Source organism: Roseovarius azorensis (genome assembly GCF_900109455.1).
GTDB classification, from domain to species: domain Bacteria; phylum Pseudomonadota; class Alphaproteobacteria; order Rhodobacterales; family Rhodobacteraceae; genus Roseovarius; species Roseovarius azorensis.
This window is the reverse complement of the sequence record NZ_FOAG01000001.1, coordinates 1-15328: the sequence shown is the minus strand read 5'-3', so window position 1 is coordinate 15328 and position 15328 is coordinate 1. Positions and strand designations below refer to the sequence as shown.

General features: G+C 62.7%; 16 protein-coding genes and 2 tRNA genes. 8 read left to right on the top strand and 10 right to left on the bottom strand.

The window, feature by feature from the left end; genetic code table 11:
- Nucleotides 1-18: 18 nt before the first annotated feature.
- Nucleotides 19-993, top strand: a complete 975-nt coding sequence (locus tag BSG08_RS00090; RefSeq protein WP_245770556.1) for a glycosyltransferase family 2 protein — start codon at nt 19-21, stop codon at nt 991-993.
- Nucleotides 994-996: 3 nt separating this feature from the next.
- On the opposite strand, the gene BSG08_RS00085 is transcribed toward BSG08_RS00090, so the two are convergent.
- The 5 genes from BSG08_RS00085 to BSG08_RS00065 form a co-directional block, all read right to left on the bottom strand.
- Nucleotides 997-1593, bottom strand: a complete 597-nt coding sequence (locus tag BSG08_RS00085; RefSeq protein ID WP_245770555.1) for a hypothetical protein — start codon at nt 1591-1593, stop codon at nt 997-999.
- A 23-nt stretch (nt 1594-1616) separates the two neighbouring features.
- Nucleotides 1617-2426 carry an FkbM family methyltransferase gene (locus tag BSG08_RS00080; protein WP_175544649.1) on the bottom strand — a complete coding sequence of 270 codons (810 nt, stop codon included), beginning with the start codon at nt 2424-2426 and terminating at the stop codon, nt 1617-1619.
- Nucleotides 2427-2553: 127 nt separating this feature from the next.
- Nucleotides 2554-3477 carry a hypothetical protein gene (locus tag BSG08_RS00075; RefSeq protein WP_093030180.1) on the bottom strand — a complete coding sequence of 308 codons (924 nt, stop codon included), beginning with the start codon at nt 3475-3477 and terminating at the stop codon, nt 2554-2556.
- Nucleotides 3478-3550: 73 nt separating this feature from the next.
- Nucleotides 3551-4960 (bottom strand): TolC family outer membrane protein, encoded by a 1410-nt coding sequence (locus BSG08_RS00070; protein WP_425439253.1) that lies wholly within the window; start codon nt 4958-4960, stop codon nt 3551-3553.
- 33 nt (nt 4961-4993) lie between these two features.
- Nucleotides 4994-5647, bottom strand: coding sequence for a protein-L-isoaspartate O-methyltransferase family protein (locus tag BSG08_RS00065; RefSeq protein WP_093030177.1), 654 nt, complete (start codon nt 5645-5647; stop codon nt 4994-4996).
- 158 nt (nt 5648-5805) lie between these two features.
- Here BSG08_RS00065 and BSG08_RS00060 point away from each other — a divergent pair.
- A tRNA-Cys gene (locus BSG08_RS00060) sits at nt 5806-5879 on the top strand.
- 150 nt (nt 5880-6029) lie between these two features.
- Here BSG08_RS00060 and BSG08_RS00055 read toward each other — a convergent pair.
- Nucleotides 6030-6914 carry a LysR family transcriptional regulator gene (locus BSG08_RS00055; RefSeq protein WP_093030174.1) on the bottom strand — a complete coding sequence of 295 codons (885 nt, stop codon included), beginning with the start codon at nt 6912-6914 and terminating at the stop codon, nt 6030-6032.
- A gap of 218 nt (nt 6915-7132) precedes the next feature.
- On the opposite strand from BSG08_RS00055, the gene dctP reads away from it, so the two are divergent.
- From dctP to BSG08_RS00030, 5 genes are all read left to right on the top strand, one after another.
- Complete coding sequence (dctP, locus tag BSG08_RS00050; RefSeq protein ID WP_093030171.1) at nt 7133-8122, top strand: TRAP transporter substrate-binding protein DctP; 990 nt, start codon at nt 7133-7135, stop codon at nt 8120-8122.
- Between the two features lie 76 nt (nt 8123-8198).
- On the top strand, nt 8199-8702 hold the full coding sequence (locus tag BSG08_RS00045) for a TRAP transporter small permease (RefSeq protein WP_093030168.1): 504 nt from the start codon (nt 8199-8201) through the stop codon (nt 8700-8702).
- Nucleotides 8703-8705: 3 nt separating this feature from the next.
- Nucleotides 8706-10007: a TRAP transporter large permease gene (locus tag BSG08_RS00040; RefSeq protein WP_093030165.1), complete on the top strand. Its 1302-nt coding sequence runs from the start codon at nt 8706-8708 to the stop codon at nt 10005-10007.
- Nucleotides 9983-10810 carry an alpha/beta fold hydrolase gene (locus BSG08_RS00035; RefSeq protein WP_093030161.1) on the top strand — a complete coding sequence of 276 codons (828 nt, stop codon included), beginning with the start codon at nt 9983-9985 and terminating at the stop codon, nt 10808-10810. Before BSG08_RS00040 ends, BSG08_RS00035 begins: the two co-directional genes overlap by 25 nt.
- Nucleotides 10811-11127: 317 nt before the next feature.
- Nucleotides 11128-12171, top strand: coding sequence for a patatin-like phospholipase family protein (locus BSG08_RS00030; RefSeq protein ID WP_093030158.1), 1044 nt, complete (start codon nt 11128-11130; stop codon nt 12169-12171).
- Nucleotides 12172-12195: 24 nt separating this feature from the next.
- Here the strand turns inward: BSG08_RS00030 and acdA are convergent, their stop codons facing one another.
- Nucleotides 12196-13419, bottom strand: coding sequence for a 3-sulfinopropanoyl-CoA desulfinase (gene acdA, locus BSG08_RS00025; RefSeq protein ID WP_093030155.1), 1224 nt, complete (start codon nt 13417-13419; stop codon nt 12196-12198).
- Between the two features lie 75 nt (nt 13420-13494).
- On the opposite strand from acdA, the gene BSG08_RS00020 reads away from it, so the two are divergent.
- Nucleotides 13495-14361: a LysR family transcriptional regulator gene (locus tag BSG08_RS00020; RefSeq protein ID WP_093030153.1), complete on the top strand. Its 867-nt coding sequence runs from the start codon at nt 13495-13497 to the stop codon at nt 14359-14361.
- Nucleotides 14362-14375: 14 nt separating this feature from the next.
- Here the strand turns inward: BSG08_RS00020 and BSG08_RS00015 are convergent.
- From BSG08_RS00015 to BSG08_RS00005, 3 genes are all read right to left on the bottom strand, one after another.
- Nucleotides 14376-14461 (bottom strand) — tRNA-Leu (locus BSG08_RS00015).
- A gap of 59 nt (nt 14462-14520) precedes the next feature.
- Nucleotides 14521-15039 carry a tetratricopeptide repeat protein gene (locus BSG08_RS00010; RefSeq protein ID WP_093030150.1) on the bottom strand — a complete coding sequence of 173 codons (519 nt, stop codon included), beginning with the start codon at nt 15037-15039 and terminating at the stop codon, nt 14521-14523.
- A gap of 64 nt (nt 15040-15103) precedes the next feature.
- A partial coding sequence (locus BSG08_RS00005; protein ID WP_175544648.1) for a transposase occupies nt 15104-15328 on the bottom strand: 225 nt, incomplete at its 5' end.

The following is a 15328-nucleotide window of genomic DNA, read 5'->3' as shown; positions in this document are numbered from 1 at the left end:
AAAGATGACACATTCCGAATGACACGTTTCATTATCGTCACCCCGATGAAAAACGAAGGCCCCTTCATCCTGGAATGGGTCGCGCATAACCTTGCGATCGGGGTGGATGACATCGCGGTCTTCTCGAACAACTGCACCGACGGCTCCGACGCATTGCTGGACCGCCTGACCGCGATGGGCAAGCTGCGCCATTTCGACAATACCACAAACGGCAAACTCGCACCGCAGCGCCGCGCCTATCGCAGGTTCATCAGGATGGATCTCGCCGGGCCCGATGACTGGGTCATCCCCATTGACGCCGATGAATACATCAACATCAAGGTGGGCGACCACACGTTGCGGGCACTGACGGGTGCGGTGCCGCAGGCAAGAACGTTGTCAATGACATGGCGCCTCTTCGGCAATGCCGGGATCAGTTCCTACGAGGATGCGTTTCTCACCGATCAGTTCCGCATGGCCGCCGCCGACATGACACGCCACCCGCCGCAGGCCTGGGGTCTCAAGACCATGTTCCGGCGCGGGTTATGGGGGCACATTGGGATCCACCGGCCCAAGCGGCCAACAGTCGAAACCTTTGCGCAAACGCACTGGTATAACGGTTCGGGCCAGCAGATGCCCGAACGCTACATGGAAGGCAGCTGGCGCTCGGGCCCGGATTCGCTCGGCTATGACCTCGTACAACTCAATCACTACGCGCTCAAATCCTGCGCATCCTACCTAGTAAAACGGGCGCGCGGCCGCCCACATCATGTCGGCGAGGTGCTCGGACTCGAGTACTGGACCAAAATGAATCACAACAGGATCGAGGATCGCAGCATCGACGCGATCCGCCCGCGCAAGACCGCGATTTACGAAGAACTGCTTGCAGACAACGAATTGCGCAGACTGCATCAGGCCTGTTGCGACAATCACCGCGCTCTCATAAGGGAACTTCTCGAAAGGCCGGAATTCGACGCCCTGATGCAGGGCTTGCTCGGCAAGGCGACCGCCTGAGCCTCAGAACGGATTGGCGAATGCGCCAATGATCCGGGTCAGATCCTCGCGTGGCATGGCGCGCTTGCGCAGTTCGAATTTCGCCATGCGCCCGCGCATCTCCACAGGCTCGGCAAACCGCTCGACAGCGTGATAGCTCTTGCGGTTGAGATAATCATCGAACAGGACGACCGTCTTTCTGGTGCAACGCAGCATCACGGCATAAAAGCACGCCTCCCGAAAACGCCCGTCGATAAGCACCGTATCGGGGGCCTCGAAATCCGGGTGATCCCAGACGCCAAGCGCATACTGATGAAATCGGCTGTGCCCGTCATGGTCAACCGGACGGCCCCATTTTCCGGTCTTGCCGATGTTGGCATAATGCAGATGCACCGGTGATGCGGTCCCCGCATGGTCGAGATAGGCGCGCAACCGGCGGCTCCAGCGCCTGTCGCTCTCCACCGAAAATATCCTCTTACCCGCCATTTCCGAGGCGAGAACGGTCGATCCGCCGCTGCCATATTCCAGAATGACAGTCCCGGCGGCATAGGTCTCCCTGACCCATTCGCCAACCTCTCCTGGAAAGGTCAGTTCCGGCCTTTCCGGCACCGTCCGCGCCATGTCAGCCTCTCCCGCCATGCCCGTTAACACGCCTCGCCCAACCACCGCTCCGGCAGGGCCAGCGCCGCGCGTTTCGGATTATGTCGCCGGTCCAGAGGATGCGGCAGGCGGGTTGCCGGGCGCAGGCCATGCGCCCGATCCCGCCGCAAGAGCGTGGCCTCGACGACACGCGGGATCGTCTCACCCGCGATCTCGACCGATCCCGAGACGTTGTTGGGATGCAGATGAACCGTCACGAAATCCTCGCGCAACTTCTCAAACGCCGCGAGCGCGGCTTTCTGAAAACGCGGCTTGGTCAGCACCGAAGGCAGGTGATGCAACTCGATCACGATCACCCGGAACCGCCGCAACAGATCGCGCGGGGCAGCGGCGAGCGTGGCGTATTCCGCACCCTCGATATCCATCTGCAACAGCAGGTCGGCCGCCGGATCGGGATCGGTCTGCCTCACCCATGTGGCGAGGGTCATGAATTCGCCCCTGTCCCTGTCACCCAGGTATTTCCGCACGAAATGTGCTCCGGGTACGTTCAGCGGTGGCTTCTCGACCGACGCATCCGCCATGAACGAAGGGATACCACGCTTGGCCATGTCCATCTCGAAACTCGCCTGCTCGGAAACCCCGGGTGAGTAGCAGGCCACGATACCGCGCAGATCGTCGGGCACGAGATACCCGCCATCGCCGAAATCGCCCATGCGGATCAGCGGCGTATCGGTGTCATAAGGCTGAAGAAAGCTGTCGATGGCCACGACCGCGTCGCCCTTCGTGATGGTTCTGGCGGATACTCCGGTCGCGTCGGGGCGCGTCTTGTTCTCTCCGGGGGCTGCACGCTGCACGGCAATCAACATCCTGTTCGGTTTTACCATCGCCCGGCGCGTCAGCCCTGCCCCATCGTCCAAGTGCAATACCGCCCCGGAACGCCTCCGGGCCGGGTTGATGCGACCCAGGTTCCAGAAACAGTCGTCAGTCGAAATCTTGGCTCGTCAGCGCGCGATGAATTTCCCGACGCACCAGCTTGCGCACGTTGCGGGTAATCCGCTCGCCAAGCGCGCCCTGCAATTCCTGGCGCACAATCTCGGATACCAGATCACGCAGGCTATCCTCGTCCAGCATGGTCTCGTCAAGCGACAGGCCCTGCGGTTCGTCCTCATCCTCGCCGGAATCGTCGGTCAGCGTCTCATCAAAACGGCCATGCGCCTCGTGCGAGGAAACATCTTCCCAGTCCTCGGCCGGATCAACAGACCCACTGTCCTGCGCGTCCCAGTCCGGCTCTGCCGACAGATCATCGTCACCGGCATCCTGATCGCTGTCCTCACTGACATCGTGCCAGTCAAGCGGCGGCACCGGCCGACCGGCCAGGGCATCATCGCTGGTGCCATCCGGCTCCCATTGGTCGTCCCGGCCAGCGACGGCAGCCTCGAATTCCGCAACCTGCGCCTCCAGCCCCAGAGGTGGCTCCCCGTTCGTACTGTCCTGCGATTGCCGTTCCCCGTCAGAGGCGTCATTCTCTGTTTCTGCCTCAACTCCAGACACCGGCGCGCCGGGCCTCAGCCTCGTTGTCCGAAAACGCTCTGCGGTCATCACCGCTGGTTTCTCGTTCTCATGCGCGACGTCCGGCTCTGGCGCGGTATCCGATTCGGGCGTGGCGTGCGCCGCCGTCATCTCGTCCCCTGCAACCGGCGTCTCAGGCATGTCGCGGTGGACGGGGCCATCCAACCCGACCGGCTCCGGCCCCTCGTCCACGCGCAAGGAGGGCGTCAACACCAACCGGTCCTCGTGCATCGCCTTGGGCATTGCCGCGTTCCGGTCCTGATGCCCGTTCGATACAAGTCGGCGGATAGAGGACAGGACATCCTCGATTTCCATCTTTGTCACTGGGTCGGACATGTTCTGCTACCACTCTTGCCTGAAACAGAGTTTACCCCCGGGCGCGGTTTCATACAACCGATTCAAAGAGTTTTCAGTTTTTTCCAAGCGCCCTCAGCACGCGGTCCAGTTTCCGCCCTTGCGCGCTGCTTTCGACCGGGGCGGTCTTGACCAGATCGTAATAGGCCGCCGGATCATAGGTCTGGATTCCCAGATTGAGATCCCTGACGGTCAGTTCGCCCATCGCCGCCAGAACCGAATAGGCGGCGATCACCACATCGGCATTGGCCGAGATGAGATTGGCCTGCGCATCGAGCAGATCCTGTTCGGCGTCGAGCACGTCAAGCGTGGTGCGCGCGCCCAGCTGCGCCTCTTCGCGCACCCCCTCAAAGGCGACGGTGGCCGCCCGCACCGCCTCGCGGTTGGCATCACGGGCCGCGCGCGCTGCCTGCAGGTTGGCATAGGCATTGCCCACGTCCTGCTTGACCTGCAGCCCTGCCAGATGCAACTGCGCCAGTTGTGCATCACGTTGCGCCATCGCCTGACGCTTGGCCGAACTCAACCGCCCGCCCTGATAGATAGGGCCGCGCAACTCGATACCGACACTGCCCGCGCGGCTGTTGTCCGATTCGGCCAGATCGTCGCTGGTTCCCACCCGCGCCGTGAGATTGAGCGAGGGGCGCATCGCCGCATCCGCGGCGCGGATGTTCAATTCGGCGGCGGAAACGTTGCGCTGCGCCTCCAGAATGTCGGGATGGCGACGCACGGCAACCGCCTTGGCCGCCGCGACATCGCCGCTCAGACCGGGAATGTCGCCGGGTGTCTCCAGAACGCCCGGATCACGACCGATCGCTTCGCGGAATTCCTCGATCGCGCGCGTCAGATCACCCTGCGCCACCGCCAGCCCGCTCTGCGCCAGCGCCACCGCCGCCTCGGCCTGGGCCACATCGGTGCGCGTCACCTCGCCCACCTCGAACCTGTCCTGCGCGGCGCGCAACTCCTGCTGCAGAAGCCGCAGGTTGTTCTGGCGCAGGGCCACGAATTCCTGATTGCGGATCACGTTCATATAGGCCTGCACGCCGGTGAGCAGCACCAGTTGCTCGATGCTGATCAGGGTCTGGCGGGTGGCCAGCACGGTTTCCTTGGCGGCCTCGGTCAGAAACTCGCTGCGCCCGAAATCATAGAGCAGCAGACTGCCCGTGATACCAAGATTTCCGGTGGTGGCACCACTCTTGCGGGTGCGGCCCAAGGTGTTGCTGCGGCTGATATCGCGGCTGATATCGGCGGTCCAGTCGATGATCGGTCGCAGGCTCGCGACCGCCTGCGCCACATCCTCATCCGCTGACCGCAACAGAGCGCGGTTCTGGTCCAGAAGACCACTGTTGAGATAGGCGCTCCTGAGCGCATCGGCCAGCGTTTCGGCTCGCGCCTGCACGGGAGCCCAAACCAGCAGGGCAAAACCCAGAGCCGCTATCGCATATCTGCATGTCCTGTCAAAGATCACCCTGTACTCCTCGGGGTTCCGGCTCCGCCGCGTCTATAGGGTAAAGGCCGCGTGCCGCTCAAATCCCGGCAGAACCGGCGCGCCCGCGTTGAAGGCGAAACGCCAGTTGAGCCGACCGTCGATCCGGTAACCGATGCGCACCTGCCCCAACGCCCCCTGCATGAAGAGACAGGCGATCCGCCCGCCCTCCTTCAACTGATCGGTGATTGTCTCGGGCAGATGTTCGACAGCCCCCTGAACGGTGATCACATCATAGGGTCCGTGATCCGGCGCGCCCGCGTTGAGAGCCCCCTGATGCATGATAACATTGTCCGCGCCATGCTCGGCGAGCGTGCGTTGCGCCTCCTCGACGATCGCAGCATCCTCTTCGACCCCCACGACCGCCTCGGCCATGCGCGCGATGACGGCGGCGGAATAGCCATAGGCTGATCCGATATCCAGAACCAGATCGCCGCCTTCGATCCTGAGCGCATCGAGCATCTTGGCCAGGGTGCGCGGATCGAGCATCAGCCGCCCCTCGCCCAGATCGAGGTTCTCCCCCAGATACGCCGCCTCGCGCAGCGCAGTCGGCACAAAGGCCTCACGCGGGACCGAGAGCATGGCGTCGATGATCGGGAACTTGGTCACATCCGCGGGTCGGACCTGAGTGTCCACCATCATGGTGCGCCGGGCGGCATAGTCTGTCATGATCTAAACTCTTGCGTTCGGATGTCTCTGGGTCCGGTTTTGGCACAGAACCCGCACGGCGGCAACGGCAATGGCCACCAAATCCTGATCCGAGGCGCCACCTTGCCTACTTGCGCCGCGACACCCGATCAGATAATCCACCCGCACCACATCTGAGCGGCGAGTTGGCGGAGTGGTTACGCAGCGGATTGCAAATCCGTGTACAGGAGTTCGATTCTCCTACTCGCCTCCATTTCATTTTCAAAGACTTGCCAAGATGCGAGGCGGATCGGAATTTGATCTGATCTCTTTTTGGTCTGCCTGTGCTCAGTCTGTTTGCGTGGGACAAAACGACAGTTCTCCAGCGAACATGGGGTGATTCAGTCGATTTCGTGACGGCGTCTCAGAACTGAGTCCAGATCATGCGCCCGACATCGTCGAGACGCTCTGGCGAGCTGAAGAGCGATATCGTCATGGTCGCGGTCCAATCGCGGCCGCCAAGGCGGACCAGCGTCCCGTCGGCCAGTTCCTGCCTGATCGAGAATTCAGGCAGCCAGGCCATCCCCGCTCCGGCCAAGGTGCGCCGCTTCAACGCCTCGGCCAGCGCATCCATATAGCGCAGGTTGAGCGCGGGGCGGCGGTTGCCGATGGTCTGATCCACCACCGTGCCCAGAAAGGTATTGGGGTCATAGCTGAGATAGGGTATCTCGCGTCCCTCGGTGCCCGGCAGCGCCCATCCGCAACGTGCGGCGGCCTCGTGTTGGGCCACCGGAATGAGGCGTTCCTCGCAGATATCCTTGCGTTTAAAACGTGTCTCATCGAGGATCGGGGCCACATCCTGATGTCGGTAATAGAGCAGGAACTCGCACCCGCCCTCGCTCAGCAACTGGCAACAGGCGGTCAGATTGTCCGAGATTACCCGTGTGCGCACATCGGGGTGCTGTCGCTCGAATTCGGCCATGCGCGGCTGAAGAAAATTGACCGAGATCGCGTGCAGCGCGGCAAACCGCTGAAAGGTGGTGTTGCCCCGGGCGCGCTCACGGATCGCCTGCCGGGTATCGGTCAGATCTGCCACCGTCTGCTGCGCCACCGGCAGGAATTGACGACCCGCCTCTGACAGCTGCACCGGATAGGTTGCCCGATCGATCAAGGGCACGCCGATCCATGTTTCAAGCGACCTGATCCGACGACTGAAAGCCGATTGTGTTATGTTGCGCTCTTCCGCCGCGCGGGTAAAGTTGAGCGTCCTCCCCAGACAGATGAAATCGCGCAGCCAGTTGATATCCATGTTCCCCCCAAAAAAAGAAAGACCTGACGGCAGCTTGGAACAGGCCAGAAAGCCATGCAAGATCGGAATGGTTTTATGAAATGTTTGAGTTGGCCGAGTCGCGATCCGATGAACTAGCATGCAAGGCATGTGTTTCCCGCCATGCAGGCGAGACATCCAAGACCAATGACGATGACCGCAGGTACGGTCTCGCGCCCTCACCCAACAAGGAGACTGACATGACACCTACCCTGAAATGCCTGGTATCCTCTACCATTCTCGGCGTTGTGGCCACCTTGCCCGCACAGGCCGAGACCACCATTCGCCTGTCCACCTACGTGAACGAGGCCGACATCCGCCATGACGGTTTCGTTCACTTTGCCGAACTCGTCGCCGAAAAGACCGGCGGCAGCGTCAAGGTACAGATTTTCCCCTCGGCCACGCTGCATGGCTGGTCCGAGGGCGTCGATGCCGTTCAGGGCGGCGTCTCGGACATGAGCTGGATGCCCGCTGACGAGCGTCTTCCCTGCTATCGCGTCACCTCGCTTTACCCGGTGGCGGTCAATCTGGAGAGGCAGGTCGAGATGGACGCCGCCTATGCCGACCTGGTCCGGGAGGAGGCCGCGGCGATCAACCTCGTGCCGGTGTTCAACTCCAATTATTCCTATGATCAGGAATGGTGGTTCAAGGATGGAATCGCCGATCTGGGCAACCTTCAGGGCAAGCAGGTGCGCTCGATCGGACCTCTGGTCAGTCTGATGATCGAGACATGGGGCGGCGCACCGGTCTTTGTGGCCCCCAAGGAGGTATTCCAATCGGCCGAGCGCGGCGTGGTCGATGGGATCAACATGGGCGTCGCCACCTATTCCAGCTGGAAGCTGTGGGACGTGATGCCCTACATGGTCAATGCCAACCTTTTCTACGGCAACATCCAATACATGATGAACAAGGAAAAATTCGACAGCATGACGGCGGATGAACAGGCCGCTGTGATGGCCGCCGCGCGCGAAACGGAGGAATGGCTGAAACCGCGCTACGAAGATTGGGTCGATCAGCGCGTCGGTAATGCGGTGATGAAGGGCGGCGGCGCGGCTGTGTCGATCAGCCAGGATCAGCGGATGGCACTGATCGACAGCGTTCAGGACAAGTGGAACGAGACCGTGGATGCAGCCTGCGGCCCGGAACTGTCGGGACAGATCCGCGATCTCTTCGCGCAGCACGCGCCCTGATCTGGCAGCACGGCACCGTCGGTCGAATGCATCGGCGGTGTGACATCCGCGGCATCTCAACTGGAGGCTACGCGCCATGCAAACCGGCCTTGACCGACTGATCCGCCATGTGGAACGCGCCGTCGTCTGGCTGGCGGCGGCGGGGGCAGTGATCGTTCTCGTTCAGATGCTCTGGATCAGCTACGGCGTCTTTACCCGCTACGCGCTGGGCGCGCCCGACCGGATGGTGACCGAGGCGACAGCGCTGCTGCTCTTTCCGGTGGCCTTTGCCGGGCTGGCTTATGCGATGCGCGAGGATGCCTATCCCAAGGTCACCATGCTGACCGACATCCTGCCGCAGGGCTGGCGCAAGGCGGCGGCGGTGGTCAACCTCTGCGTCATGCTGGGGGTGGGCTTGTTCTTTTCGCTGGCGGGGATCAGCGCCACGATCCGGTCCTTCAACTCGGGTGCGTCCTCGGAAATCCTGCTCTGGCCACGCTATGCTTTCTGGGCGCCGGGCGCTCTGGCGCTTGTGCTTTTTTCCCTTTATGCGGCGCTGCGGCTCATCCGGCTGTTGCGCACCCCGGCAGCGGAGGTCTGAGCGATGGAATGGTATGAAGTCGGCCTTGGCCTTCTCGGCCTCCTGATGTTTCTCATCGCCATCGGCCTGCCGATCCCCTTTGCGCTGGCCGCCGCCTCACTGCCGTTTCTCTGGCAGATCCAGAGTTTCGATACCTCGATCGTCTCGGCGGAATTGAAACTCTGGGGCGTCTGGATCGACTATATCCTGCTGGCGGTACCGCTCTTCGTGTTCCTGGGCGAGTTGATCGGCAAATCCTCGATTGGCCCGAACCTCTACCAGTTCCTGCATCAAGGCGTGCGCGTCCGAGGCTCGGCCGCCTATGGATCCATCGGGGCTTGCGCGGGGTTTGGCGCAGTCTGCGGCTCGTCCATGGTGGGAGCGCTGACCATCGGCGGTGTGGCCCTGCCGGAAATGCTGCGGCTGGGCTATGGCAAACGGCTGTCGTCGGGCGTTCTGGCGGCAGGCGGAACTTTGAGCGTGCTTCTGCCGCCCTCACTGATCCTGCTGTTCTACGGGATCGTCACCGATCAGAGCATCGGCGATCTCTTCATCGCGGGCGTCATTCCGGGGCTGATCCTGGTGTCGTCCTTCGCAGTGGTCGTGCTGATCTGGGGTATCTTGAAACCCGGCGACATTCCTGACCGGGAAACCGCGGCGAAAATGGGCCTTGTCCAGATCGCCGCCACCATTGCTCCCATCGCGCTCATCGGACTGGTGATCACCGTGGCGATCTACGCCGGCATCGCCACCCCGACCGAGGCTGCCGCCGTCGCCGCCCTGCTGACCGTGATCCTCGCCTTTGGCGTGGGCGGCCTGACATGGCAGGGCTTCACCGAGGCGCTTTTCGCCACCATGCGCACCATGGGGTATCTCGGCCTTCTGCTGTCGGCAGGCGTGTTGTTCGGGTTTGTCCTGACCTATTACCGCGTGCCGCAACAATTCACCGAACTGTTCCTCAGCTTCGATCTGTCGCCCTATGTGGTGCTGACCATCGTGCTGGTCTTCTACATCGTGCTGGGGATGTTTCTGGAGCCGGTATCGATGACCTTCATCACCCTGCCCACGATCTTTCCCCTCATGGCGGCGGCAGGCTTTGATCTGATCTGGTTCGGCGTGGTCTACACGATCACCATGGAGATCGCCGTGCTGACCCCGCCCGTGGGTCTCAACCTCTATGTCATACAAGGGATCGGGCGCGGGCAGGTCACCATCGGCGACGTGATTATGGGCTGCCTGCCCTTCATCGGCGCGCTGGTTCTGCTGATCGTCATCCTCATCCTTGTGCCGGAGACCGCGCTGTGGCTACCCGATCAGATGCGCTGACATCCAGCACCGGCCTTAGCTATCGCCGCGCGGGTCACGGCGCACCACTGGTGCTGGTGCATGGCTATCTCGGCGGTTCGATGCAATGGCAGGCTGAGATCGACAGATTCGCAGGCCGGTTCGACGTGATCGCCCCCGATCTGCCGGGCTTTGCCGGATCCGCCGCGCTGCCACCCGCCGATCGCATCGCCAGCTTTGCGGCGGCGGTGGTAGATCTTCTGGACGAGCTTGGCCTGACCCGGATCACCCTTCTGGGGCATTCCATGGGCGGCATGATCGTGCAGGAACTGGCCGCCAACCATCCCGAACGCATTGCGCGGCTGATCCTCTACGGGACCGGCCCGCTGGGCGCGATGCCCGACCGCTTCGAACTGCTGGAAACCTCACGCGAGAGGATCCGCACGGAAGGGGTGGCAAGAACGATCCAGCGGATCGGTGCCACCTGGTTTCGTGACGGAGCAGCAGCCAAGGGGTTCGACATCGTGGCAGCCTTGGGCGCGCTGGCCAGCGAACGTGCCGCGCTGGCCGGTCTGGACGCGATGAGCCATTGGGACGGGCGCAGCGCGCTCGTCCGGCTGACCATGCCGACGCTGGTGCTCTGGGGAGATGGCGACCAATCCTATCGCTGGCCACAGGTCGAGATGCTGTGGCAGGGCCTGCCTAATGCCGCGCTGGCGGTGATACCGGGCACCGCGCATGCCGTGCATCTGGAAAAGCCGAACCTCTTTCATGTGGTGCTGGAAGATTTCATCATGACCGCCAGAACCAGCCCGGCAGAGTCCGCTGTTCGCGGTCACTCCTGAAAAACAGGCAGTCTGAAGACAGGACATCCAGCCGGTCGCGATGGATGCTCTGTGACGCTTGCCACAATCAAGACAACCCGCTCGCTTGATTTGGGCGCGGGGCTGCTTGGGTTTTGACGCACTCCGGAGAAGGCAGAACGGAAATCGGTCAACCTCTTGGCGCGTTGATCGCTCGCAGATCGAGAATCTCTCGCATCGCCTTTCCGACCTCGGTCACCCGACCTGTGACGGCGAACCCGGGCATTTCCCCTACAGCCCCCCGCCAAATTACGCTATGGCTGAGGCGACGCCGCGACGCAGCAGAAAAAGGATCACCCATGTCAAGGACGCAGAAATCGATCAATCTCGCCCTGCAGGGCGGCGGCGCGCACGGGGCCTTTACCTGGGGGGTTCTGGACTATCTTCTCGAAGATGGGCGGCTCAGGATCGCAGGCGTATCGGGCACCTCGGCCGGGGCAATGAACGCGGTCGCACTGGCCGACGGCTATACCCGCGCCGGCCCCGAGGGCGCCCGCAAGGCGCTCCACCATTTCTGGGAGTGCATGAGCCAGAGCGCGCGCAGCTCGCCGCTGCAACGCACCCCGATGGACCGGTTCACCGGCAACTGGGGACTTGAGAACAATCCGTTCTATCACTTCATGAACGCGCTTTCGGGCGTTGCCTCGCCCTACCAGCTCAATCCGATGAACATCAATCCGCTGCGCGATCTGGTCGAGAGCAGCATTGATTTCGAGATGGTGCGCAACTGCACCGCGTTCGAACTCTTCATTTCCGCGACCAATGTGGAAACCGGCAAGGTGCAGGTCTTTCCGCGCGCGCAGTTGACGGCGGACATGGTGATGGCCTCAGCCTGCCTGCCGCATGTCTATCAGGCGGTCGAGATCGACGGGGTGCCCTATTGGGACGGCGGCTACATGGGCAATCCCTCGCTCTTTCCGCTCTATGGCAAGACCGGAACCGACGATATCGTCGTGATCCAGATCAACCCGATCGAACGCAAGGGCGCGCCCCGCACCGCGCAGGAAATCCACAACCGGATGAACGAGATCAGCTTCAACGCCAGCCTGCTCAAGGAATTGCGCGCGATTGATTTCGTCCAACGGCTGATCGACCAAGGCAAGCTCTCGACCGATCATTACCGCCCGGTCAAGGTCCACCTGATCGAGAACGAGGCGGCGCTCAAGCCGATGGGGGCATCTTCCAAGATGAACGTGGAATGGGACTTTCTCACCCGCCTGCGCGACATCGGGCGCGCCACGGCGGCAATCTGGCTGGATACCACCTACGACCGGATCGGCAAGCAGAGCACGGTCGACCTGCGCGCCATGTTCCAGGGCATCGGGGCGGAACATCAGGGCTAGGTCAGACCAGAGCGACCCCGCGCATCACTCGGCCGCCAGACGGCCCGCCACACCATAGCCGCCACGGGTCTGCGGCGTTTTAATGCCCAACAGACCACCTGCAACCTGTGTCTTCAGGATCTGCGCCGTGCCGCCGGCAATGGTGAACATGCGCACATCCCGATACATGCGCTCCAGAGGTTCCTTGTTGCCATAGCCGCGAGCGCCGAACATCTGCAATGCGTCGTTCACCACCCGGACCGCCGTTTCCGAGGCAAACATCTTGGCCCGCGCCGCCATCATCGGATCGGGAAAGGCCGATCCGTCGGGTCCGCGCGACACTGCCGCCTCGCGCAGCATCAGCCGCGAGGCATGCACCCCGGCATCCATGTCCGCCAGCATCCATTGCAACCCCTGGAACTCCGCGAGCGGCCGCCCGAACTGGCGGCGCTCCCTCAGATAGCGCCTGGCATGATCCAGCGCGCCCGCGGCCACACCCATTGCAATCGTGCCAGCGCCGACCCGCTGGCTGTTGTAGGCGTTCATCAGGGCGGCAAAGCCGCGCCGGAAACCGCCCGGCGGTTGCAGAACGCAATTCTCCCCGACCACCATGCCATCGAACACCAGCTCTGCCTCGGGCATCCCGCAAAGCCCCATGGTGCGCTCGCGCGGCCCGACGGTAAAACCCTCGGGCACCACACCCGCCTCGGGATCCCGAACCACCAGAAAGCCGCCAATCCCCTCCTCGTTGCCCGCCGCATCCAGCACACGGGCCAAGACCAGATGCACCCGCGACACCCCGCCGCCGGTGATCCAGTGCTTGCGCCCGTTCAGCACATAGTCCGATCCGGTCCGGCGCGCGGTGGTGGTCATCTGGCTTGCTGCACTGCCCGCCTCTGGTTCGGTGATACAGATCGCGGGCTTGTCCCCCGCCAGCACCTGCCGCGCCACCATCTCGCGCTGTGGCTCGGTCCCGTAAGCCATGACCGCACCGACCGCGCCCATGTTAGCCTCGACAAGGATGCGCGCGCTAAGTGTGCAGGCACGGGCGATTTCCTCGACCACCAGCACGGTCTCCAGCCAGGATGCGCCCTGCCCGCCGTACCGCTCGGGAATCGTCATCCCCATCAGCCCGGCTTCAACCATGTCCTGCACGTTCCGCCAGCAGTATTCCCGCGCCTGATCCCAATGCGCCGCACGTGGGGCAAAACGCGCCGCAAGCTCTCTGGCGACGGCCTGACGGGGCGATGACTGGTTATCATGTTTCATACTGCCAGATTGTCATCTCGACAAATTCATATCAATCTAATAAAAATGAATATAAAAATCAGAAATTCTTAACTTATGCAGATCAGATCGCTTGAAACCCTCGTCAGGATAGCTCAGGTTCAGTCCTTCAGCCGCGCCGCGGAACTGTTGAACATGACGCTCCCGGCGCTCAGCATGCAGATGAAAACCCTAGAGACGGACCTGCGCGCGGCGCTTTTTGACCGCAGCACCCGGCCCCCGCAGCTCACGCCGCTCGGGCGGCGCGTGGCCGATCAGGCCCGGCGCGTGCTGGCCGAACAGGATCGTCTCACCGAGCTTTGCGCCAGTGATGATGGGCTGAACGGCAGGTTCAACATCGGCATCATCCAGACTGCGAGCGTGCGCATCCTGCCGCGTTTCCTGGCAGATGTGGCGCGGACCGCGCCGGGGGCCGATTTCCGGTTCTCTTCGGGCCTGTCCGAAACGCTCGGCGCGATGGTGCACTCGGGCCAGCTCGACGCCGCGATCATCACCCGGGCCGCCCCCGATCTTCGCGGCCTGACCTATGACGTCATCGCGACCGAACCGATGTTCATCGCCACCCCTCTGCACCACGCCGACAGCAGCCTGAACGATCTGGCCCGGTCGCTGCCCTTCATCCACTTCACACCCGCCTCCGGTATCGGCAAGCTGATATCGCGCGCGCTCGACCACTTTCCCGCGGAACCGCAAGGCATCGTGATCCTTGACAGTGTCGAGGCTTCGGTGGAAAGCGTGAAGTACGGGCTGGGCTACACGATCCTGCCGCTGCCCGATCTCGAACGCTATGGCGAGGGACAACTGCATATACGCAGGCACGGGGACCGGCCGATGTCGCGCGACATCGCCCTGATCACCCGCGCGACAGCCGCCAATGACACATGGCGCGGACACCTGCTCGGGCGCCTGCGGGCGGCGATCTGATGTCCGCCATCGCCTGGTGCCCGCGGCCGGACTCGAACCGGCACGGCCCGAGGGCCTGGAGATTTTAAGTCTCCTGTGTCTACCATTCCACCACGCGGGCACGGGGCGCGCGGCGGACAATATCGGCTTTGGCGGGGGAGTAAAGCCAAAGGCGGCGCGTCAGAGATCCTCTTCCAGCGCCTCCAGCCCCGGCAGCAGGTGCCGCTCTACCAGCCAGGGGTTCAGATCCAGCGCCCGGCGCAGGACCAGCGCCGCCTCGCCCGGTCGCTCCAGCGCCACCAGCGTCAGCGCCTGCCCGGTCATCGCGCCGATATGGTTTGGCGAGAGCATCAGCGCACGATCAAGATCGGGCAGCGCCGCCGCATAATCCTGACGGATGAAGTTGACGAAAGCGCGCTGGTTGTAACCCTCGGCATACTCCGGGCAATAGGCCACCAGCGCATCTAGCGCCCTGATCGCCCCATCGAAATCATGAGCCACGCGTCGGGTCATCCCCTCGTCCAGCATCTCCTGCGCCCGCGCGTCCGGCGCGTCGGCCCAATATTCCCACATCTCGTTGGAAATCAGCCGCGCCGCGTGTTCGTCCGGGGCCTTCTGCACCGCTGCAATCAGCGCGTTCAGCGCCGCGCCGTGATCGGGGGCATCGGGGCAGGCCTGCGCCGACGCGGACCCCGCCATGAACAGGGCGATCAGAAGATCGCTTCATCACCCCGATGCTATGGCGCAATAAAGCGGTTTGCATTTAATCTGAGGCATATCCTGCAGCTTTAAGGAAGTTCCAGCATTCGAGCGGGTCGAATAGCTCGCAGATGTCGCCGAGCGCTTCAAGCAAGGCGTCGAAGCTTCTGGCTCCGATGCGTCGGAGGTAGGCCTTGAGCTTTGAGAAGGCCATCTCAATGGGATTGAGGTCTGGACTGTAGGCAGGCAAGAACAGAAACCAGCAGCCACGCCGTCGCAGGGCTTGGGC

Coding starts and splice junctions, on each gene's coding strand:
- BSG08_RS00090 (WP_245770556.1), top strand. CDS start 19: ATGACACGTTTCATTATCGTCACCCCGATGAAAAACGAAGGCCCCTTC.
- BSG08_RS00085 (WP_245770555.1), bottom strand. CDS start 1,593: ATGGCGCGGACGGTGCCGGAAAGGCCGGAACTGACCTTTCCAGGAGAG.
- BSG08_RS00075 (WP_093030180.1), bottom strand. CDS start 3,477: ATGTCCGACCCAGTGACAAAGATGGAAATCGAGGATGTCCTGTCCTCT.
- BSG08_RS00065 (WP_093030177.1), bottom strand. CDS start 5,647: ATGACAGACTATGCCGCCCGGCGCACCATGATGGTGGACACTCAGGTC.
- BSG08_RS00055 (WP_093030174.1), bottom strand. CDS start 6,914: ATGGATATCAACTGGCTGCGCGATTTCATCTGTCTGGGGAGGACGCTC.
- dctP (WP_093030171.1), top strand. CDS start 7,133: ATGACACCTACCCTGAAATGCCTGGTATCCTCTACCATTCTCGGCGTT.
- BSG08_RS00045 (WP_093030168.1), top strand. CDS start 8,199: ATGCAAACCGGCCTTGACCGACTGATCCGCCATGTGGAACGCGCCGTC.
- BSG08_RS00040 (WP_093030165.1), top strand. CDS start 8,706: ATGGAATGGTATGAAGTCGGCCTTGGCCTTCTCGGCCTCCTGATGTTT.
- BSG08_RS00030 (WP_093030158.1), top strand. CDS start 11,128: ATGTCAAGGACGCAGAAATCGATCAATCTCGCCCTGCAGGGCGGCGGC.
- acdA (WP_093030155.1), bottom strand. CDS start 13,419: ATGAAACATGATAACCAGTCATCGCCCCGTCAGGCCGTCGCCAGAGAG.
- BSG08_RS00020 (WP_093030153.1), top strand. CDS start 13,495: ATGCAGATCAGATCGCTTGAAACCCTCGTCAGGATAGCTCAGGTTCAG.
- BSG08_RS00010 (WP_093030150.1), bottom strand. CDS start 15,039: ATGGCGGGGTCCGCGTCGGCGCAGGCCTGCCCCGATGCCCCCGATCAC.